Below are 19,548 nucleotides of genomic sequence, written 5' to 3' on the forward strand. Positions count from 1 at the left end.
AATCCCGAAGCGGCTTCGCCGCTATGCTTGAGGCACGCCCTTGGTGGTGGAGTATTCCCAGTGCAGCTCTTCGTCCGGATAGACCCGAGGGCGGATGGCATGGGCCGCCATGGCGGCTTCCGAAAACCCGCAGAGAATGAGCTTCAGCTTGCCGGGGTAGGCGGTGATGTCGCCCACCGCGTAGATACCCTCGCTGCTGGTCTGGCTGGTCGCCGGATCGATGGTGATGTGGTGGTGGTCCAAGTTGAGGCCCCAGTCGGCGATCGGCCCCAGGTTCATCGAAAGACCGAAGAAAGGCAGCAGACTGTCGGCCGGCAGGACCTTCTTGTGGCCCTCCAGGTCCGCAACCTCCACGCCGTTCAGGCGGCCCTCGGCGCCCTCCAGTCCGGCCAGTTGATAGGGGATCACCAGCTCCAGCTTGCCGGTCTCCGCCAGGCGGTGAAGGCGGTCGACCGACTCCGGTGCGGCGCGGAACTTGGGGCGCCGGTGGACCACGTAGATCTTCTCCGCCACCTCGGCCAGCGACAGCGCCCAGTCCACCGCCGAGTCGCCGCCACCGGCGATCACCACCCGCTGACCCTGAAAATCCGCGCGGCGCTGCACCAGATAGTGGACCGAGGTGCCCTCATAGGCCTCGATTCCCGGCAGCGGCGGACGGTTGGGACCGAAGGCCCCGCTGCCGGCTGCGATCATGACTGCGGCCGCATCGATGACCGTCCCTTTGGCGGTGGTGAGCCGCCAGCGGCCGGGCGCGCCGGGCTCAAGCGCCGTAACCTGCTGATCCAGATGGTAGACCGGCTTGAAGGGGGCCGCCTGCTCGGTCAGGCGGTCGATCAGGTCCTGCGCCATAACCTCCGGATAGCCGGGGATGTCGTAGATCGGCTTTTCCGGGTAAAGCGCCGCGCACTGGCCGCCGATCACCGCCAGGCTGTCGATGACATGGCAGCGCATTTTCAGCATGCCGCACTCGAAGACGGCGAAAAGGCCGACAGGCCCAGCGCCGATGATCGCCACATCGGTGGTCACGGGGGATGACGACAATGAGATCTCCAGAAGGGGCCCGGGGGGTAGGTTCTGGGCCTAAAATGGCGGCCGCCGGGCGGAAAGACAAGTACGCCGGCCGCTCCGGCCGACGGCATGCCTTGGACCGGCGCAACGGTTGCCGCCGGCCCCGGGGCTCGCTAAAAAGCGGGCGATGGCCAGCGTAATGTCGACCCTTCCCGCCCTCGATCTTCCCCTGCCTGCGCTCTCCGATACGGAGGCGCTGGGCCGGGCCTTGGCCAAGCTCCTGCGGGCCGGCGACCTGGTCGCCCTGCGCGGCGACCTGGGGGCCGGCAAGACGGCGCTGGCGCGGGCCGTGATCCGCGCGCTGCCGGCGGCCCCGGGAGCTACGGAGGACCCGGCCCAGGAAGAGGTGCCGAGCCCGACCTTCACCCTGGTGCAGGCCTATGAGCGCGATCCCGCGGAGGTCTGGCACTTCGACCTCTACCGCCTCGAACGGGCGGAGGAGGTCCATGAACTGGGCATCGAAGACGCTCTGGAAGGCGGGATCGCGCTCATCGAGTGGCCGGAGCGCATGGAGGCCCTGCTGCCCGAGGACCGGCTGGATGTGACGTTGCGCTTCGAGGCCGATGGCCGCAGCCGCCGCGCCCACCTGCAGGGCGGCGGCGACTGGCCGGCGCGCCTGGCGGAGTTGGCGGCGTGAGCGACAGCCGCGAAGAGCTCTGCCGGCGCTTCCTGGCCGCAGCCGGCTGGGACAGCGCCGAGCGCCGTCTGCTGGCCGCCGATGCGTCCTTCCGCAGCTACGACCGCCTCAGCCGCGGCGGTGAGACGGCCGTGCTGATGAACGCGCCGCCACCACAGGAAAACGTTCAGGTCTTCCGGAACATCGCGGATCTGCTCTTGGACATCGAGCTCTCGGCGCCGCGCCCGCTGGCCATGGACCGGGAGGCCGGCTTCCTGCTGCTGGAGGATTTCGGCGACCGCACTTTCACCCGCGCCCTGGCCGAAGGCGCCGACGAAGGGGATCTTTACCGCCTGGCGGTGGATACCCTCATCGCGCTGCACCAGCGCTGGTACAACTCCGACATGACCGGCCTGCCGTCCTATGACGAGCAGCGCCTGCTGGACGAGGCCGCCCTGCTGGTCGACTGGTACCTGCCGGCGGTGACCGGCCGCGAGACTCCGCCGGCCCTGCGCGAGAGCTATCTGGAGGCCTGGCGCGCGGCTGTGCCCGTCATGCTGGCCGTGCCGCAGAGCCTGGTGCTGCGCGACTACCATGTCGACAACCTGATGATCCTGGAGGGCCGCGAAGGGATCGCCCGCTGCGGCCTGCTGGATTTCCAGGACGCGGTGATCGGTCCCGTCAGCTACGATCTGGTTTCGCTGCTGGAGGACGCGCGGCGCGACGTGGCGCCGGACCTGGCGGCGGAGATGCTGGCCCGCTACCGCGACGCCTTCCGCCACACCGACCCTTGGGCCTTTGCAGCCTCCTACGCCGCCCTCGGCGCGCAGCGCAACGCCAAGATCATCGGCATCTTCACCCGCCTCTGCCGCCGCGACGGCAAGGCCCACTACCTGAAACACATCCCGCGGGTCTGGCGTCTGCTGGAGGGCGACCTCCAGCACCCGGCCCTGACAGAGCTTGCCGAGTGGTTCGCCCGCGAAATACCGCCCGAACTGCGCGTGACGCCACAGGAGAACCAGTGACAATGACCGCTAAGCCCTTGAACGGCGGACCCGGCGAGGCATCGACGCGCAAGGCCCCGATAAGCAAAACCCCAATCGGCAAAGCCATGGTGCTGGCCGCCGGTCTCGGCGAGCGCATGCGACCGATCACCGACAGCCTGCCCAAGCCGCTGGTGCCGGTGCAGGGGCGGGCGATGCTGGACACCATCCTCGATCGCCTGGAGGCGGCGGGGATCGAGGAGGTGGTGATCAACACCCACTACCTCGGCCAGATGATCCAGGATCACCTCGCCGCGCGGGGCACCCCGCGGATCGTTTTTTCGCCGGAGGACGATCTGCTGGAAACCGGCGGCGGCATCAAGAAGGCCCTGCCGCTGCTGGGCGAGGATGCCTTTTTCGCGCTGAACGGCGATGTCTGCTGGCTCGACGGCCAGACCGCGGCCCTGCGGCGCTTGGCCGCCGCCTGGGACCCGGAGAAGATGGACGCTCTGCTGCTGCTGCACCCCACGGCCCTGCTGCTGGCCTACGAGGGTGTCGGCGATTACGTCATGGCGCCGGACGGGCGCCTGCGCCGCCGCCGGGAGCGGGAGATCGCCCCCTTCATCTTCGCCGGCATCCAGATCCTGCATCCCCGGCTCTTCGCCGGCGCGCCGGAGGGGCCCTTCTCCCTCAACAGGCTCTACGACAAGGCGCAGGAGGCCGAGCGCCTCTGGGGTATCCGTCATGACGGCGAGTGGTATCATGTCGGCACCCCGGAAAGCCTGCGCGAGGTCGAGGATGCGCTTCACCACTTCGGTCCGTCTTCGGCCCAAACCTGATCCTCGACCCGGCGTGATCTCGTCGGGCACCGAAACCCTTCCCGAGACCGCATGACAGAGTCTGCCACCGCGCCGGCCGTTTTCACGATTCCGGCGGGCCGGAGCTTCGTCGACAGCCTGGCCGAGGGGCTGCTGCAGCGCCACGGGGGCGCCGCGGCGGGTCTGGCGGAGGCGACGATCCTGCTGCCGACGCGCCGTGCAGGCCGGGCGCTGCAGGATGCCTTTCTCAGGGCGTCCGGCGGGCGGCCCCTGCTGCTGCCGCGCATGCTGGCGCTGGGCGATCTCGATCCGGAAGAACTGCTGCTGACCGGCGCTGCGTCCGACGCCGGGGTGGGCGGCGGCGCGGCGGCGGCCTTGCCGCCGGCCATCTCCGGCCTGCAGCGCCAGCTCCTTCTGGCGTCCTGCATCCAGACCCACAGTCAAAGCCTGGCTGCCGAAGGCGCGCTGCCGCCGATGAGCGAAGACCAGGCGATCCGCCTGGCCGGCGAACTGGCGCGCCTGCTCGACCAGGTCGAGACCGAGGGCCTGGACTTCGCGGCGCTGAGGGGACTGGTGCCGGAGGACTATGCCGCACATTGGCAGATCACCCTGGAATTCCTCGGCATCGTCACCGAGCAATGGCCGGCGATCCTGGCGCGCCTGGGCGCCATCGGCCCGGCGGAGCGCAGACGGCGTCTGGCCGAGGCCCAGGCTGCGGCCTGGCGGGATACCCCGCCAACGGCGCCGGTGATCGCCGCGGGCTCGACCGGGTCGATTCCGGCGACGGCGGACCTGCTGGCCGTGGTCGCCGCACTGCCGGCCGGCGCGGTGGTCCTGCCGGGCCTGGACCTGGACAGCGATGCCGAGACCTGGACGGAGATCCGTCGCGATCCGGGGCATCCTCAGTACGGTCTCGCCCAGTTGCTGCAGCGCCTGGGTGTGGCGCGCGACGCCGTGCAGGTCTGGCCGGAGGAGCACGTCGGCACAGCGGCCGGCGCGCCTGTTGCCCGTACATCGATCAGCAGCACACGGGCACGCGCCCGTTTCGCCAATCTCGCCATGCGCCCGCCGGAGGCGACGGCCCGCTGGCATGAACTGGCGGCGCAAAGCGACCGCGACGACCTGGCGGCGGCGCTGGCGGGGGTCACCCGCGTCGACTGCGCCGACCCGGGCGAAGAGGCGCTGGTCATCGCCCTGCTGCTGCGCCGCGCGACGGAGGACCCGGGCAGAACCGCTGCCCTCGTCACCCCGGACCGCAACCTGGCGCGGCGCGTGGCGGTCAACCTGCAGCGCTGGGAGATCCGCGTCGACGACTCGGCCGGTATCGCCCTGACGGCGACACCCGTTGGCAGCTTCCTGCGTCTGGTCGCCCAGATGGCGGCGGAGGACCTTGCGCCGGTGCCGCTGCTGGCGGCATTGAAACATCCCCTGGCGGCCGGGGGGGAAGAGCCGGCGGCGTTTCGCCGCCAGGTCAGGCGGCTGGAGGTGGCGGTGCTTCGGGGGCCGCGCCCGGCACCGGGTCTCGCCGGTCTGCGCCGGGCTCTCACGGCGGCCAAGGCGGCGCGGGACCTGCTGCCCTGGTTCGACGGCCTGGCCCAGCGCCTGGAGCCCTTGGCGGCGCTGATGTCCCAAAGGCGCGCGTCCCTCGCTGATCTTGCCGAGGCGCACCTGCTGACGGTCGAGGCCCTGGCCGCAACGGCAAGCGAGAGCGGCGCCGAGCGGCTGTGGCTCGGCGAAGCCGGCGAGGCGGTGGCGCTTTTTGCCGGCGAGTTGCAGGAGGCGGCCGCCGCAGCGCCCGCGCTCAGCCCGCGGCGCTACCCGGCGGCCCTGGAAGCCTTGATGGCCGGCCGTGCGGTCCGGCCGCGCTTCGGCCTGCATCCGCGCATCGCCATCCTCGGGCCACTGGAGGCGCGGCTGCAGCACGCCGACGTTCTGGTCATGGGCGGTTTGAACGAAGGCACCTGGCCGGCGGAGGTGGACGCAGGTCCCTGGCTCAGTCGCCCGATGCAGAGCGCCTTCGGCCTGCCCCTGCCGGAGCGGCGTATCGGTCTGGCCGCCCACGACTTCTGTCAGGGCTTCTCCGCGCCGCAGGTCTATCTCACGCGGGCCGAGAGGGTCGACGGCACGCCGACGGTGGCCGCCCGCTGGCTGCGCCGCATCGACGCGCTGTGCAAGGGGCTGGCGCTGCCGGTCGATCTGCGCGGCGAAACGGAGCGCTTGCGCGCCTGGGCAGAGGCGCTGGATCGTCCGGCGCAGGTAAAGCCCATCGAGAAGCCGGAACCGCGCCCGCCGCTGAAGGCGCGGCCGCGCGAGCTTTCGGTGACGCGCATCGAAACCTGGATGCGCGATCCCTATGCGCTCTACGCCGGCGAGGTCTTGAAGCTGTGCCCGCTCGACCCTCTGGATGCCGATCCCGGCGCCGCCGAGCGCGGTACGCTTGTTCATGCCGCCCTCGAACGCTTTCTGCGAACCTATCCCGATGGCTTGCCCGACACCGCGCTCGATGCCCTGATCGAGATCGGCGACGAAGTCTTTGCACCCATCAAGGCCAAGCCCGGCGCCTTTGCGTTCTGGTGGCCGCGCTTTCTCAGGATTGCCGCCTGGTTCGTCGCCACGGAGCGGGAGCGCCGCGCCGGCCTGCGGCAAAGCTTCGTCGAGATCGCCGGCAGCCTTACCCTGGCGGCACCGGGCGGCGCCTTTCTATTGAAGGCGAAGGCCGACCGCATCGATGTCATGAACGACGGCAGCCTTGCCATCGTCGACTACAAGACCGGCGCACCGCCCACGGCGAAGATGGTCGAGGCAGGCTTTGCGCCGCAGTTGCCCCTGGAAGCGGCGATTGGGCAGGCCGGCGGCTTTGCCGGCCTGCCGCAGGCGCCGGTCGGTGAGCTCGCCTTCTGGCGGCTTTCCGGCGGCACGCCACCCGCGACGATCGAACGGGCCGGCCGCAGCGCGCCGGAGAGCCTTGCGGAAGGCGCGCTCGCCGGTCTTGCGGAGCTGGTCGCCGCTTTCGACGACCCGGCGACGCCCTATGCCTGCAAGCCGCGCCCGGCGCTGGCGCCGCGCTTCAACGACTACGACCACCTCTCGCGCATCGCCGAGTGGTCGGTGGAGGCGGAGGAAGGATGAGCGCCGCGTCACCCGGCATCACCGCCGAGCGGGTCGTCGCCGAGGCCACGGCGGCGCAGCGCCAGGCCGCCGATCCCGCCGCCTCGGTCTGGGTCTCCGCTTCTGCCGGCAGCGGCAAGACCAAGGTGCTGGTGGACCGGGTGCTGGCCCTGTTGCTGAGCGGCAACGACCCGGGAAAGATCCTCTGCCTCACCTTCACCAAGGCGGCGGCGGCGGAAATGGCCAACCGCCTTTCCGGACGCCTCGCCGGCTGGGTGACGGCGGAGGACACGGCGCTGCGCGCCAGTGTCGAGGGCCTGCTGCAGGGCAAGGCGGAGGATGCGGTGCTGCGCCGTGCCCGTGCACTCTTCGCGCGCGTGCTCGACACCCCCGGCGGCATCAAGATCCTCACCATCCACGCCTTCTGCCAGTCGCTTCTCGGACGGTTTCCCCTCGAGGCTTCGGTCGCGCCCCACGCCCAGGTTCTGGACGAGCACGAAGCTTCCGAGTTGCTGGAAAGCGCCCGGCTGGAGGTGCTGTCCCAGGCTCTGGAAGGCCAGGGACGCCTCTCCGACGAGATCGGCCTCCTGACCGCTCACCTGCAGGAAGAGCGCTTCACCGAGGTGGTGCAGAAGCTGATCCACGAACGCGCCCGCTTTGCCGCGCTCTGCGAAGCACGCGGCGGCGTGGACCGCTTGGCCCACGACGTCTTCGCCCTGCTCGGCGTCAGCCCCGAGGACACGGCACAGGCGGTCGAGGCCGCGGCCTGCGAAGACGGCGCTTTCGACCGCGCCGGCCTGCGGCTCGCCGCCGGGGCCTGGGCCAAGGGCTCCGGGAAGACCGAGCAGCCGAAGTCTGCGCGTCTCGCAGCCTGGCTCGCGAGTGACGCATCGGCCCGCGCCGAGGCTTTCGCGGCCCACTGCGATCTCTTCCTCACCAGGGACCGCAAGCCCCTCGCCAGACTGCTGACCAAAAAGCCCGCCGCCGAGTTTCCCGGTGCCCTGGAGGCATTGGAGAACGAGGCCGCGCGTCTGCAGGCGGTGCTGGAACGCTGCAACGCCGTCACCGTGGCGCGGGCGACGCGGGCGCTTCTCATCCTGGGCGATGCGGTGATCGCCGCCTACCAGCGCCACAAGCAGGCGCGGGTTCTGCTCGACTACGACGATCTCATCCACTTCTCCGTGCGGTTGCTGGAACGCCAGGGCGGCGTGTCCTGGGTGCTCTTCAAGCTGGACGGCGGTCTGGACCACATCCTGGTGGACGAGGCACAGGACACTTCGCCGGAACAGTGGCGCATCGTCGAACTGCTCACCGGCGACTTCTTCGCCGGCGCCGGTGCTCATGAGGACGCGGCGCGCGGGGAGGATGCGCAGGCGCGCACGGTCTTCGCCGTCGGCGATCCCAAGCAGTCGATCTACTCCTTCCAAGGCGCCGACCCGGCGGAATTCCAAGCGATGCGCAAGCTGTTCCACAGCCGGGCCGAGGCAGCCCGCCGGACCTGGCGGCCGGTTGCTCTGGAGGTGTCGTTTCGCTCCACCGAAGCGGTGCTGCAGACCGTGGATGCTGTCTTTGCCCGCGCGGAGGCGCAGGACGGCGTGCTGTTCGGCGAGCACCGCATCCGCCACAGGGCCAAGCGCGTCGGCGAACCGGGCCTGGTGGAAATCTGGCCGCCGGCGCCGGCGGCGGAGGTGGAGGACCCGCAGCCCTGGTCGCTGCCTCTGGCCGGCGCCAGCGACAGTCCGGCGCCCCTGCGCCTCGCCCGCTTGATCGCCCAACGCATCTGGTACTGGACCCAGAGCGCGGAGGGGGCTGAAGATCCGGCCTGCCGGCTCGCCGCGCGCGGGCGGCGCCTGCGGCCCGAGGACATCATGATCCTGGTGCGCCGGCGCAATGCCTTCCTCACCGAACTGGTGCGCGCCCTGAAGGACCGGGGCGTGCCGGTGGCCGGTGTCGACCGCATGCGCCTGACCGAGCAGCTTGCGGTGATGGATCTGGTGGCCCTCGGCCGGGTGCTGCTGTTGCCGGAGGACGACCTTACCCTGGCGACGGTCCTGAAGGGTCCCTTCGTGGCCCTGAACGAAGAGCAGCTTTTTCAGCTCGCCCATGAGCGCGGCGACGCCAGCCTTTGGGACCGGTTGCGCGGTTTCGCTGCCGACGGCGGCGGCGACCCGGCCTTCGCCCGCGCGCGGGATTTTCTTACCGCCCTCGCTGCCCGCGCCGACTTCGTCGCGCCCTTCGAGCTTTACTCGGCGCTGCTGGGCGCCGGGCGGGGGCGCGAGAAACTGCTGGCGCGCCTCGGCCCCGATGCCGCCGATCCGATCGAGGAGTTCCTCTCCCTCGCCCTGACCTATGAGCGGGAGAACGCCGCCTCCCTGGAAGGTTTCCTGCATTGGCTGATGGCCGGCGATCTGGAGATCAAGCGCGACCTTGAGCAGGCTCAAGGGGCCGTCCGCCTGATGACGGTGCACGGCTCAAAGGGCCTGGAGGCGCCGGTGGTCATCCTGCCGGACACGCTGCAGCTGCCGCGGCCCGACGACGGACTGCTGTGGATCGAGGACGCCAAGGGGCCGCCCGCGCTGACGGTCTGGCCGGTGAAGCGCGATTACGACCTGCCGATTCTCGGCGAGGCCCGTGCCGACCGCCAGCGCGCCCAGGAACAGGAATACCGCCGCCTGCTCTATGTCGCTCTCACGCGCGCCGAGGACCGGCTTTACCTCTGCGGCTGGGAAACCCGGCGCAGGGCCTCCGCCGGCAACTGGTATCAGCTCGCCGAATCCGCGCTGGGCACGCTCGGCGCCGGTGAAGACGAGGGCGGCGCCGCGCAGGCGGTCGACTTCGATTTCACAGGCGACCTCGGCACCGAAGGCTGGGCCGGTCCAGGGTGGCGCTTTGCGCCGGGCCGGCCGGCAGAGACCCCGCCCGTCCAGGAGGCTGCGGCGCCCGAGATCGGGCAGCCGGCGCGCGTTCATCCTCTGCCGGCCTGGGCGCGGACCGCGGCCCCTGCTGAGCCGTCGCCGCCGCAGCCGCTCGCGCCCTCGCAGCCCAGCGAAAGCGAACCGCCGCTGCGCTCGCCCCTGCTGCGCAGCGAGGCGGCGCGCGATGACGGACGGCGTTTTCGCCGTGGCCGTCTCATCCACCGTCTGCTGCAGACCCTGCCGGACCTGCCGAGGGCGGAGCGCGCCGCCGCCGGGCGGCGCTTCCTGGACAGCCCGCTGCACGACCTGGAGGACGAGGAAGCGGCGGACATTCTGCAGGAGACGCTGCGGGTTCTGGCGGACCCGGCCCTGACCCCTCTTTTCGGATCGGGCAGCCGGGCCGAGGTGCCGCTGACCGGGGTGATCGAAACGGCCGCCGGCCCGGCGGTGATTTCAGGCCAGGTGGATCGTCTTTTGGTTGAAGATAGGACGATTTCCCTGGTCGACTTCAAAAGTCGGCGGCCGGCGCCGGAGACGCCGGAGGCGGTTCCGTCCGTCTATCTCCGGCAAATGGCCGCCTACCGGGCGCTTTTGGCCCGAATCTACCCGGACCGGGCAATCCACAGCTACCTGCTGTGGACCGATCAACCCCGGCTCATGCAACTCAGCGATGCGCTGCTGGCAGGTCACGCGCCTTGACGCTCCGCCACGCGGCTCCCTACATTGGCGCTCAAGGCAATAGCGAGTCCGGGGCTTGCCGAAGCCCCGCCGCCCCACCGCTATAGGGATGTTTCCATGACAACGACGACTGCGACAACGACCTCCGCCTCCGCGACGACGGCGACCAACGACGGCACCTTCGAGCAGGATGTTCTGCAGGCCGAAGGCCCGGTTCTGGTCGATTTCTGGGCCGAATGGTGCGGCCCCTGCAAGATGATCGCACCGGCCCTGGAGGAGATCGCCAGCGAGATGGACGGCCGCATCACCGTCGCCAAGCTGAACATCGACGACAACCCCCATACGCCCCAGAAATACGGCGTGCGGGGTATTCCAACCCTGATGCTGTTCAAGGACGGCCAAGTCGCCGCGACCAAGGTTGGCGCGGTCGGCAAGACCCAGTTGCTGGAATGGGTTGAATCCGTGGTGTGAGCCCCTACATAGCTAGGTACAGTACAGAGAAACGTATAGCTCCCAAATACGGTTTTCCCCAGTAAGATGCCCCAAAAGCCCCGCTGTCCCCCCGGCGGGGCTTTTCCTTTGGCGGGCCGGGACAGCGCTTCCGCAGCATAGAAATCTCCGCCCGGGTTGCCTTGCCCCCTGGTGATGCCTTGACAGCATGAGGGGGAGCGACGATGGTCGCGCCTCGGTTTTGTATCACCGCGAGAGTGCAGCCGCGTGGCGCAGGAGCCGCGCCGCCGGCAAGAAGGGCAAAGGATCGCCGTGGGGAAGGTCAAGTACGACTGTTTGAAGTGTCCGGGCTATTGCTGCTCCTACCCGAATATCCATGCGAAGCCCAAGGACATCAGGCGCCTGGCCGAGCATTTCGGAATCACGCCGGAGGAGGCGCAGAAGCGCTTCACGAAAAAGGGCTACAAGGAAGACGGCCAGAAGAAGGCGCCGCGGGTGCTGCGTCACCAGAAGGACGAGCACTACGGAACCATCTGCCGCTTCTTCGATACCGACAAGCGCCGCTGCACGGTCTATGAAGCGCGCCCGAAGATCTGCCGGGAGTTTCCGGGCCGCAAGCGCTGCGGCTACTACGAGTTCCTGAGCTTCGAACGCGAAGCCCAGGAAGACCCGGACTACGTGGCCACCACCTATAACTTCTAGCCGGTCTTGGCAGCAGTCTGATTGGCAGCTGACCTCGTGCTTCGAGACGCTCGCCTGCGCGCGCTCCTCAGCATGAGGTCAGTGAGCTGAGGCCTCACCCTGAGGAGGCCTGAAGGGCCGTCTCGAAGGGCGAGGCGCGGCACCGTGAAGGGCGTTCCCTGGTTCCCTCTCAGGCTGGCCGCAGCACGGTGCCGCTGTCGACCTCCGTGCGGGCGCCGTCGCGCATGGCGAAACGCCCGTTCACCAGCACATGGGCGATACCGCTGGCATAGCGCCGCGGTTCCTTCAGATCGAAGTGGCTGGCGATGCCCGCCGCATCGAAGACCGTGATGTCCGCGAAGTTCCCGTCGGCCAGCCGGCCACGGTCGCGCAGGCCGAGACGGTCGGCCGGCAGGGCGGTGAGGCGCCGCAGCCCCTCCTCCAACGATAATACCTCGTGGTCGCGCACGTAGTGCTGCAGGAAACGCGCCGCCCAGCCGTAGCCGCTGAGCGAGCCGATGGAGTGCTTCAGACAGCCGTAGGGCGCCAGCGCCAGGGTGTCGGAGATCACCGCGCAGTCGGTGCCTGAGAGGGCGAGCCGGATGTCGTCCTCGGAGAAGGAATGCGATGTCCACATCAGGTGGTTCATCGCATCGCCGTCCTCCTCCAGCAGCAGGTCCAGCGCCGCGTCGTAGGGGTCGCAGCCGCGCTTGGCGCCGATCTCGGCGAGCGTAAGGCCGACCAGGGCGTGGTTGGCCTCCGACTGCATCAGCACGATCTCCTCCCAGCGTCCGTCGCTGACCAGGCGCCACATGGGCCGAGGATTGCGTTTGATCCGGGCGCGGGTTTCTTCGTCCTGCAGGCGCGCGCGCACGGTCTCCGGGCCGCCCTCCTGCGCCCACTGCGGCAGGATCGCCATGACTCTCGTGTGGGACCAGTCGTGGGGAATGACGTCGCAGGCCACATCGACGCCCTGGCGTTTGGCCTGATCGATCATCTCCAGGCTGTGGGCCATGGCATGGCGCGGCGCGCCGTACTTGGGCTGGATGTGGGAGATCTGGAGGCGTGCGCCGGCCACGCGTGCTGTTGCGATCGCCTCGCCGAAGCCGAGATCATAAAAGAGATCCCGGTTGCGCACATGGGTGGCATAGAGCCGGTCCCGCGCCGCGGCCACGCGGCAGAGCCGGGCCAGCTGGTCAGGGGTCGCCAGGCTGCCGGGCCAGTACTCCAGGCCGGAGGAAAAGCCGTAGGCGCCCTCGTCCAGGCTGCAGCCCAGCAGTTCGGCCATGGCCTCCACTTCTTCGTCGCGCGCCGGTCGCAGGGCATCGCCCAGCACCGCGCGGTGAATGGTGCCGTGGCCGACGAAGGCGGCGACGTTGACGCCAAGCGGCTTGCCGTCAAGGTGATCGAGGTATTCCCCGAAGCTCAGCCAGTCGGGCTCTACGGCGCCGGGCAGATAGCCGGGCGCCATCAGTTCGATGTCGCGGCGGCTGCGGGCCGGCGCGCAGGAGACGCCGCACTGGCCGACGACCTCCGTCGTCACGCCCTGATGCACCTGGCTCTCCGCGCGCCCGTTGGCGGCCAGGGTGAAGTCGGAGTGGGTGTGCAGGTCGATGAAGCCCGGTGAGACGGCGAGGCCGCGCACGCAAACCCGTTCCTTTGCCGCGCTTTCGGACAGGTCGCCGATGGCGGCGATGCGGGTGCCGGCGATGCCGACGTCCGTTTCCACCGGCGGCGTGCCGTTGCCGTCGTAGACTGTGCCGCCTTCCAGAACGATATCCAGCATCTAGTGTGCTCTTTCTTGTCGCGCCTTGGCTTCTCGTGCCCCGGCCGGCTCAGTAGGTGGCGACGCCGTAAAAGGCGTTGGGCAGCCAGAGCGTTGCCTCGGGAATGAAGATCATGAACAGCAATCCCACCACGTAGGCCAGGATGAAAGGCAGCACGGCGACCGAGACCTGTTCGATGGTGATGCCGGAAATGCGCGAGGCGACGTTGAGGTTGCCGCCCAGCGGCGGCGTCAGGAAGCCGATCTCGCAGGTCATCACGGTGAAGACGCCGAACAGCACCGGGTCGATGTCCAGGCTCTCCACCAGCGGCAGGAAGACCGAGGTGAAGAGGATGATCTGCGCCAGCGACTCCATGAAGGTACCGATGATGATGTAGAAGATCCCGATGAAGATCATGATCAGGATCGGGCTGTCGGTGATGGCGGTGATGGAGGTCTCCACCGCCGCCGGCACGTCGTAGAAGGCGGAGAGCTGGCCGAAGGCCAGGGTCGGCGTCAGCAGGATCAGCAGGCCTGCCATCAGGGCGGTGAAGCGCAGGCTCTCCAGGATCTTTTTCGCCGTCAGTTGCTTGTAGACGTAGCGGCCGACGAAGAGGGCATAGAACACCGCCACGGCTGCCGCTTCAGTCGGCGTGAAGGCGCCGCCGTAGATGCCGCCGAGGATCAGCACCGGTGCGCCGATGGCCCACTTGCCGTCCCAGAGCGCCTTCAGGAAGGGCGTCCAGGAGAAGCGCTCGCCGGTGCCGCCATAGCCCTTGCGGCGGGCGATGATGTAAGTGGTGATCATCAGCAGGATGGTCACCAGGATGCCCGGCACGACACCGGCGAGGAAGAGGCGCGGGATCGAGGTCTCCGAAACCAAGCCGTAGATGATCATCAGGTTGCTGGGCGGGATGACGCTGCCCAGCGCCCCGGCGGAGGCGGCGATGGCGGCGGCGAAGGGCACGGAATAGCCCTCGCGGCGCATGGCCGGAATGGTCACCGAGCCGATGGCCGCCGTGGTCGCCGGGCCGGAACCCGACAGCGCGGCGAAGAGCATGCAGGCGAAGACGGTGACGAGGCCCAGGCTGCCGCGGTAGGCGCCCACCAGGTTGGTGGCGATGCCGATCAGCCGTTCGGCCATGCCGCCGACCTCCATCAGGCGCCCGGCCAGCACGAAGAGCGGAATGGTCAGCAGCGGAAAGGGCGTCAGGCTGGTGTAGCCGGTCTGCGCCATCAGGGTGTAGGGAATGTCGATCAGGAAAAGCGCCAGGATGGTGCTGATGCCCACCGCCGCGAAGAGCGGCAGGCCGATCAGGGTCAGCACCGTGAAGACGAGGGCGATGAGGACGAGATCGTTCATCGCTCAGGTCTCCGGCGTTTCGCGGTTATGTTCCGGGCGCATGCCCGGAATGCCGCGCCGCCCGCCGCGCCACCATCCGGCATAGAGCTGCAGCAGGCGCACGATCATCAGCGTGTAGCCGATGAAGACGATGGATTGCGGATAGAACTCGTTGATGCCCAGGCGCGGCGTCGTCGAGGTAAAGGTCCAGAGCACCTCCAGGTAATCAATGCTGATCTTCACCATGAAGACCGAGAAGCCGAGCCAGATGACGTCGGCGAGGATCACCACGCCGGTGGCCGCCTTCGTCGGCAGCAGCATCACCCCGGCCATGATGCGGATATGGAAGCGCTCGCGCACGCAGAGCACCGCGCCCATGTAGACCGCCCAGACCATGGCGATGGCGGCGACCTCCTCCGACCACTGCAGGGCGGAGTTGAAGCCGTAGCGCATGATGACCTGCAGGAAGACGCAGACCGCGACGACGGCGAGGCCGAAGCAGGACAGCGCCTCTTCGAAGTGCCGTTCGACCTGCCGCAGCGTGTGCAGAATCATCCAGCCTGCCTCCGTTCCGTCACCCTGCGACGGGTGACGACGCTACCGTTTGTGAAAAAGTCGGGCGGGAAAACCCGGAGGCGATCCCGCCCGGCAGTCGACAGGAATGAGGTCTGATGGGGGCTAGTCCGCGGCGGCCTGGATCTCGTCGACCAGCGCCTTGAACGCGTCACCGCGGTCGGCGGCGAACTGCTGCTGCACCTCCTGCGCGGCGGCGATGAAGGGCCCGCGCTCCGGGCGCGTGATCGACATGCCGCCCTCGGTGGAAAGCCAGGTCCGGATTTCCTCGATCTCGGCGACCTTCACCTGGGTGTGGTATGCGCCCGCTTCCTGGGCGGCGCGCAGCACCGCGGCCTTCTGATCCTCGTCCAGCTTGTTCATGAAACGGTTGGAGGCGAAGACCGGCGCGAAGCCGGCGAAGTGATCGAGAATGATCAGGTGCTTGGCGAACTCGAAGAACTTCATCTCGCGGATCACCGAGGTGCCGTTGTCGCCGCCATCGATGGTGCCGGTCTGCAGCGCGGTGGGCGTTTCCGACCAGGCCAGCGGCACCGGCTCGGCGCCGAAGGCCTCGAAGGTCGCGAGCATCACCTGGTTCTTGGGCACGCGCAGCTTCAGTCCGGCGAGATCCTCGATGGTGTTGACCGGACGGCGGGAGTTGAACATATCGCGGTAGCCCGGGCCGCCGAAGGTCAGCAGATGCACGCCGGTGTCGGCCTGGATCTTGTCGCGGATCTTCTGGCCCACCGGACCGTCGGCCACCTTCAGGATGTGGTCGGTGTTCTGGAAGATGTAGGGCAGCACGAAGACGTCCATCAGCGGCCAGTGCGGCGAGACGTTGTTCTGCGAGATGAAGTAGCCGTCGACGGTGCCGAGCTGCAGGGCCTTGAAGGCGTCGTCCTCCGTGGAGATCTGCGCACAGCAGCGCAGCTTCACGTCGACCGTGCCGTTGGAGTATTTCTCGGCCAGTTCTTCGAACTTGGCGGCCAGGATGCCGTAGTCGCTTTCCAGTGGCGTCGCCCAGCCCAGGTTCATCACCACCGTATCGGCGGCCTCAGCGCGCTCGGCCAGCCCCAGACCCAGGGCGAAGACCGCCGCCGCCGCGAGCGTGGCGCCTTTCGTTCCCCAATCCCCTCTCGTTCCCCAATCCATCTCTCTGCTCCCTGTTTTATGGGTTTGTCAGAAAAGCTTAGTCCTGCGGTAATGCGGTGTATAATAGCAATAACGCCCTGATTGATGCCGGAGTTGCATCATGCATATCGGTATGCGCCACATCCGCTACTTTGCCGCGGTGGCCGAGGAGCTGCATTTCCGCCGCGCCGCGGAGCGTCTGAACGTCAGCCAGCCGGCGCTCAGCCGGGCGATCCGCCATATCGAACAGGAAATCGGCGTCAGCCTTTTCGAGCGCAGCAACCGCCATGTCGCCCTGACCCGCGCCGGCGCCACTTTCCTGCGCGGCTGTTCGACGGCGCTGGCCTATATGGACGGGGCCGTCGACCAGGCCCAGAAGACGGCTACCGGGGAGAAGGGGCACCTGGTGGTCGGCTACACCGACATTGCCATCGCCGGACGGCTGCCGCAGATCCTGAAGTCCTTTCGCCAGCGCTATCCGGAGGTGACGCTGGAGCCGCGCCACGACTACACCCGCGCGCAATTGAACGCCGTGGAGGCCGGCGCTCTGGACGTCGGCTTCGTCACCGGCCCGGTGGCCGCGGAGGGGCTCGCCTCCCTGGCCGTGCAGCACGACGGCTTCATCGTCGTGCTCTACGGCAGCCATCCGCTGGCAAAGCAGCGGGAGATTGCGCTGGCCGATCTGGCCGGCGAGCCTTTCGTGCTGGGCACGACCGCCAACTGGACCTATTACCACGACCACCTCTACCGGCTCTGCCGGGAGGCCGGCTTCGAGCCGCGGGTCGTGCAGCAGGCCTCCAACAGCGAGGGGATCTTCGGGCTCATCGCCTGCGAAATGGGGATCTCGGTTCAGGCGACCTCGATCGAGAACTGCCTGCGCAAGGGCCTGAAGACGCGGCCCCTGAGAGACTGCGCGGCGACGGTGCCGACGGTGGCGGTCTGGAACCAGGACACCCTTTCGCCGGTCAAGCAGCGCTTCATCGACTTTCTGGCGGAGCAGGCGGAAGATCTGGTCGGTTAAGGCGCATAACCACCGGTCATCCCGGACTTGATCAGGGGTGACCGGGGAGAGTGGTCGGGGCGCTGCACCCGAGAGGTTTCAGCTGTTGTCGCGCAGCACCTGGCCGGCGAGGTAGAGGGAGCCGCAGATGAGGATGCGGCCGGGTCTTTCCGCGTCGCGGAGGATGGCCTGCAGGGCGTCGGCGACGGCTGCGGCCGGGGCGGCGTCGAGGCCGGCCCGGGTTGCGCGGGCGGCGGCGTCTTCGGCGCTGAGGCTGGCTTTCTCGCCGGGAATGGCGACGGCCTTCAGGTCTTCTGCGAGCGGCGACAGCGGCTCCAGGAAGCCCTCCGCCCCCTTGGTGTTCAGCATGCCGTAGATCAGGTGCAGCGGTCGGTCCTGCCAGGTCTTGAGGGTCCCGGCCAGGGCGGCGCCGGCGTCCGGGTTGTGGCCGCCATCCAGCCAGAGCTCCCAGCCCGGCGGCAGCGCCTCGGCCAGGGGCCCGCGGGTCAGGCGCTGCAGGCGGCCCGGCCAGTCGGCTGATGTGATGCCCTTGCCGATGGCGGCCTCGTCCAGGCCAAAACCCTCCAGCCGGCGCGCGCAGGCAACCGCGAGGGCGGCATTGGCGACCTGATGCGGACCCGGCAGATTGGGCCGCGGACAGTCGCGAACGCCGTTCGCATCCTCGAAACGGAAGCCGTCCGGTCTCGGGGTGAAGCGCCAGTCCCGGCCGTGCCGGTGCAGCGGCGCACCGACCCTCTGCGCCGCCGCCTCGATCACCGCCAGGGCCTCGTCCGGCTGCGGGCCGACGACGCAAGGCACGCCGGGCTTCAGGATGCCCGCCTTCTCCCCGGCGATGGCCGCCAGGGTGTCGCCGAGATACTGCTGGTGATCCAGGCCGATGGAGGTGATGGCGGTCAGCAGGGGCTTGTCGAGGACGTTGGTGGCGTCCAGGCGCCCGCCGAGGCCGGTTTCCAGGAGCAGGATGTCGGCTCCTTCTTTGTCCCCTGCGCCCGCTTTACCCTCGGCTTCTTCGGCGAAGGCGAGAAAGGCGGCGGCGGTGGTCACTTCGAAGAAGGTGATGGGCTCCGGCCCGTTGGCCTCCTCGCAGCGCTCCAGCAGCGCGATCAGTGCCGCCTCGTCGATCAGCCCGCCTGCCAGGCGGATGCGCTCGTGAAAGCGCACGAGATGGGGTGAGGTATAGGCCTGCACGCGCCGGCCGCCGGCTTCCAGCATGGCGCGCAGGAAGGCCAGTAGGGAGCCCTTGCCGTTGGTGCCGGCGACATGGATCACCGGGGGAAGACGCTGTTCGGGATGCCCCAGGCGTGCCAGCAGCCGCTCCACCCGGCCGAGGGAGAGGTCGATGATCTTCGGGTGGAGGCGGGTCAGCCGCTCCAGCACCGCATCGCTGGTGGGTGTGTTCGGTGGTGGAGCACCGCGGGCCGCGGCGGCCCCGTCAGGTCCGGACGTCACTGCCCTCTTCCGCCGGCAGCGGCGGGATCTCCGGCTCCGGCTCGTCCTCCGGCGCACCCTCATCGCCCACGGGCAGGGTGACCACCTCGGCGCTGGGCACCTTGTCGCGCAGCAGCCCCAGAATCCGCGCCAGGGTCTCGCGCATCTCCGCGCGGGTCACCACCATGTCGACCATGCCGTGCTCCAGCAGGTACTCGGCCCGCTGGAAGCCGTCGGGCAGGGATTCGCGGATCGTCTCCTCGATCACCCGCTGGCCGGCAAAGCCGATGATGGCGCCGGGCTCGGCCAGGGCCACGTCGCCCAGCATGGCGAAGGACGCGGAAACGCCCCCGGTGGTCGGGTCGGTCAGCACGACGATGTAGGGCAGGCCCGCTTCCTTGACGATCTCCACCGCCGCCACCGAGCGCGGCATCTGCATGAGGGAGAGAATACCCTCCTGCATGCGTGCGCCGCCGGAAGCGGGAATGACGATCAGCGCGGCCTCCTGGAGAGCCGCCAGGCGGGCGGCGGCCAGCAGCCCCTCGCCCACCGCAATCCCCATGGAGCCGCCCATGAAGGCGAAGTTGAAGACGGCGATGACGGTGGGGTGGCCGCCCAGCGTGCCGTGGGCGACGATGATCGCCTCGTCGCCGTCGTTCTTGGCCTGGGCCTCGCGCAGGCGGTCGGTGTAGCGCTTGCGGTCGCGGAAGCGCAGGGGATCCAGCGGCACTTCCGGCAGCTCGATGGTCTTGAACGCCCCCTCGTCGAACAGCATCTCCAGGCGACGGCGCGCGGAAATGCGCATGTGATAGCCGCAGTGCGGGCAGACCCGAAGGTTCGACTCCAGCTCGCGGTGAAAGATCATCTGGCTGCAGCTCGGGCACTTTTCCCAGAGGTTCTCCGGCACATCCGGCTTGGTCACCAGCGCGCGGATCTTCGGCCTGACGTAGTTGGTGATCCAGTTCATGAGGCGATACCTCCGGGGTTAA

At 68.9% G+C, this 19,548-nt stretch carries 15 protein-coding genes; 8 read left to right on the plus strand and 7 right to left on the minus strand.

Translation table 11 applies throughout. The features are described from left to right. Positions 1-21: 21 nt before the first annotated feature. On the minus strand, positions 22-1,041 hold the full coding sequence (locus tag ACO06P_RS15245; RefSeq protein ID WP_420346088.1) for an NAD(P)/FAD-dependent oxidoreductase: 1,020 nt from the start codon (positions 1,039-1,041) through the stop codon (positions 22-24). 154 nt (positions 1,042-1,195) lie between these two features. On the opposite strand from ACO06P_RS15245, the gene tsaE reads away from it, so the two are divergent. The 7 genes from tsaE to ACO06P_RS15280 all read left to right on the plus strand — a co-directional run bounded on the left by tsaE (position 1,196) and on the right by ACO06P_RS15280 (position 11,338). Further along, on the plus strand, positions 1,196-1,705 hold the full coding sequence (gene tsaE / locus ACO06P_RS15250; protein WP_420346089.1) for a tRNA (adenosine(37)-N6)-threonylcarbamoyltransferase complex ATPase subunit type 1 TsaE: 510 nt from the start codon (positions 1,196-1,198) through the stop codon (positions 1,703-1,705). Continuing rightward, on the plus strand, positions 1,702-2,709 hold the full coding sequence (locus tag ACO06P_RS15255; RefSeq protein WP_420346090.1) for an aminoglycoside phosphotransferase family protein: 1,008 nt from the start codon (positions 1,702-1,704) through the stop codon (positions 2,707-2,709). The genes tsaE and ACO06P_RS15255 overlap by 4 nt, the downstream gene beginning before the upstream one ends. A gap of 2 nt (positions 2,710-2,711) precedes the next feature. Further along, the gene (locus ACO06P_RS15260) at positions 2,712-3,506 is read left to right on the plus strand and encodes a nucleotidyltransferase family protein (RefSeq protein ID WP_420346091.1); all 795 of its coding nucleotides are present in this window, start codon (positions 2,712-2,714) and stop codon (positions 3,504-3,506) included. 51 nt (positions 3,507-3,557) lie between these two features. Continuing rightward, a complete protein-coding gene (addB, locus tag ACO06P_RS15265) occupies positions 3,558-6,614 on the plus strand; it encodes a double-strand break repair protein AddB (RefSeq protein ID WP_420346092.1) in 3,057 nt (1,018 codons plus the stop codon). Continuing rightward, entirely contained in the window at positions 6,611-10,207 is a 3,597-nt protein-coding gene (addA, locus tag ACO06P_RS15270) for a double-strand break repair helicase AddA (RefSeq protein WP_420346093.1), read from the plus strand. The genes addB and addA overlap by 4 nt, the downstream gene beginning before the upstream one ends. A gap of 96 nt (positions 10,208-10,303) precedes the next feature. Next, positions 10,304-10,657 carry a thioredoxin TrxA gene (gene trxA / locus ACO06P_RS15275; protein ID WP_420346094.1) on the plus strand — a complete coding sequence of 118 codons (354 nt, stop codon included), beginning with the start codon at positions 10,304-10,306 and terminating at the stop codon, positions 10,655-10,657. Between the two features lie 291 nt (positions 10,658-10,948). Continuing rightward, positions 10,949-11,338, plus strand: coding sequence for a YkgJ family cysteine cluster protein (locus tag ACO06P_RS15280; protein ID WP_420346095.1), 390 nt, complete (start codon positions 10,949-10,951; stop codon positions 11,336-11,338). Positions 11,339-11,507: 169 nt separating this feature from the next. On the opposite strand, the gene ACO06P_RS15285 is transcribed toward ACO06P_RS15280, so the two are convergent. The 4 genes from ACO06P_RS15285 to ACO06P_RS15300 all read right to left on the minus strand — a co-directional run bounded on the left by ACO06P_RS15285 (position 11,508) and on the right by ACO06P_RS15300 (position 16,131). After that, positions 11,508-13,103: an N-acyl-D-amino-acid deacylase family protein gene (locus ACO06P_RS15285; RefSeq protein ID WP_420346096.1), complete on the minus strand. Its 1,596-nt coding sequence runs from the start codon at positions 13,101-13,103 to the stop codon at positions 11,508-11,510. Between the two features lie 49 nt (positions 13,104-13,152). Further along, positions 13,153-14,445: a TRAP transporter large permease gene (locus ACO06P_RS15290; RefSeq protein WP_420346097.1), complete on the minus strand. Its 1,293-nt coding sequence runs from the start codon at positions 14,443-14,445 to the stop codon at positions 13,153-13,155. A 3-nt stretch (positions 14,446-14,448) separates the two neighbouring features. Beyond that, positions 14,449-14,979 (minus strand): TRAP transporter small permease, encoded by a 531-nt coding sequence (locus ACO06P_RS15295; protein ID WP_420346098.1) that lies wholly within the window; start codon positions 14,977-14,979, stop codon positions 14,449-14,451. Positions 14,980-15,102: 123 nt separating this feature from the next. Further along, complete coding sequence (locus ACO06P_RS15300) at positions 15,103-16,131, minus strand: TRAP transporter substrate-binding protein (protein WP_420346099.1); 1,029 nt, start codon at positions 16,129-16,131, stop codon at positions 15,103-15,105. 100 nt (positions 16,132-16,231) lie between these two features. Here ACO06P_RS15300 and ACO06P_RS15305 point away from each other — a divergent pair, with 100 nt between their 5' ends. Further along, entirely contained in the window at positions 16,232-17,131 is a 900-nt protein-coding gene (locus ACO06P_RS15305; RefSeq protein WP_420346100.1) for a LysR family transcriptional regulator, read from the plus strand. A 78-nt stretch (positions 17,132-17,209) separates the two neighbouring features. On the opposite strand, the gene ACO06P_RS15310 is transcribed toward ACO06P_RS15305, so the two are convergent. Beyond that, positions 17,210-18,580, minus strand: coding sequence for a bifunctional folylpolyglutamate synthase/dihydrofolate synthase (locus ACO06P_RS15310; RefSeq protein WP_420346101.1), 1,371 nt, complete (start codon positions 18,578-18,580; stop codon positions 17,210-17,212). Further along, positions 18,564-19,526, minus strand: a complete 963-nt coding sequence (accD, locus tag ACO06P_RS15315; RefSeq protein WP_420346102.1) for an acetyl-CoA carboxylase, carboxyltransferase subunit beta — start codon at positions 19,524-19,526, stop codon at positions 18,564-18,566. The genes ACO06P_RS15310 and accD overlap by 17 nt, the downstream gene beginning before the upstream one ends. Positions 19,527-19,548: the final 22 nt, after the last annotated feature.

This window comes from Pelagibius sp. (assembly GCF_965227505.1).
Lineage (GTDB): Bacteria > Pseudomonadota > Alphaproteobacteria > Kiloniellales > Kiloniellaceae > Pelagibius.

Bases quoted from the DNA above. Each gene is read 5' to 3' on its own strand.
- tsaE (WP_420346089.1), top strand. From the start codon at position 1,196: ATGGCCAGCGTAATGTCGACCCTTCCCGCCCTCGATCTTCCCCTGCCT.
- ACO06P_RS15300 (WP_420346099.1), bottom strand. From the start codon at position 16,131: ATGGATTGGGGAACGAGAGGGGATTGGGGAACGAAAGGCGCCACGCTC.
- addB (WP_420346092.1), top strand. From the start codon at position 3,558: ATGACAGAGTCTGCCACCGCGCCGGCCGTTTTCACGATTCCGGCGGGC.
- ACO06P_RS15295 (WP_420346098.1), bottom strand. From the start codon at position 14,979: ATGATTCTGCACACGCTGCGGCAGGTCGAACGGCACTTCGAAGAGGCG.
- ACO06P_RS15305 (WP_420346100.1), top strand. From the start codon at position 16,232: ATGCATATCGGTATGCGCCACATCCGCTACTTTGCCGCGGTGGCCGAG.
- ACO06P_RS15260 (WP_420346091.1), top strand. From the start codon at position 2,712: ATGACCGCTAAGCCCTTGAACGGCGGACCCGGCGAGGCATCGACGCGC.
- trxA (WP_420346094.1), top strand. From the start codon at position 10,304: ATGACAACGACGACTGCGACAACGACCTCCGCCTCCGCGACGACGGCG.
- addA (WP_420346093.1), top strand. From the start codon at position 6,611: ATGAGCGCCGCGTCACCCGGCATCACCGCCGAGCGGGTCGTCGCCGAG.
- ACO06P_RS15290 (WP_420346097.1), bottom strand. From the start codon at position 14,445: ATGAACGATCTCGTCCTCATCGCCCTCGTCTTCACGGTGCTGACCCTG.
- ACO06P_RS15285 (WP_420346096.1), bottom strand. From the start codon at position 13,103: ATGCTGGATATCGTTCTGGAAGGCGGCACAGTCTACGACGGCAACGGC.
- accD (WP_420346102.1), bottom strand. From the start codon at position 19,526: ATGAACTGGATCACCAACTACGTCAGGCCGAAGATCCGCGCGCTGGTG.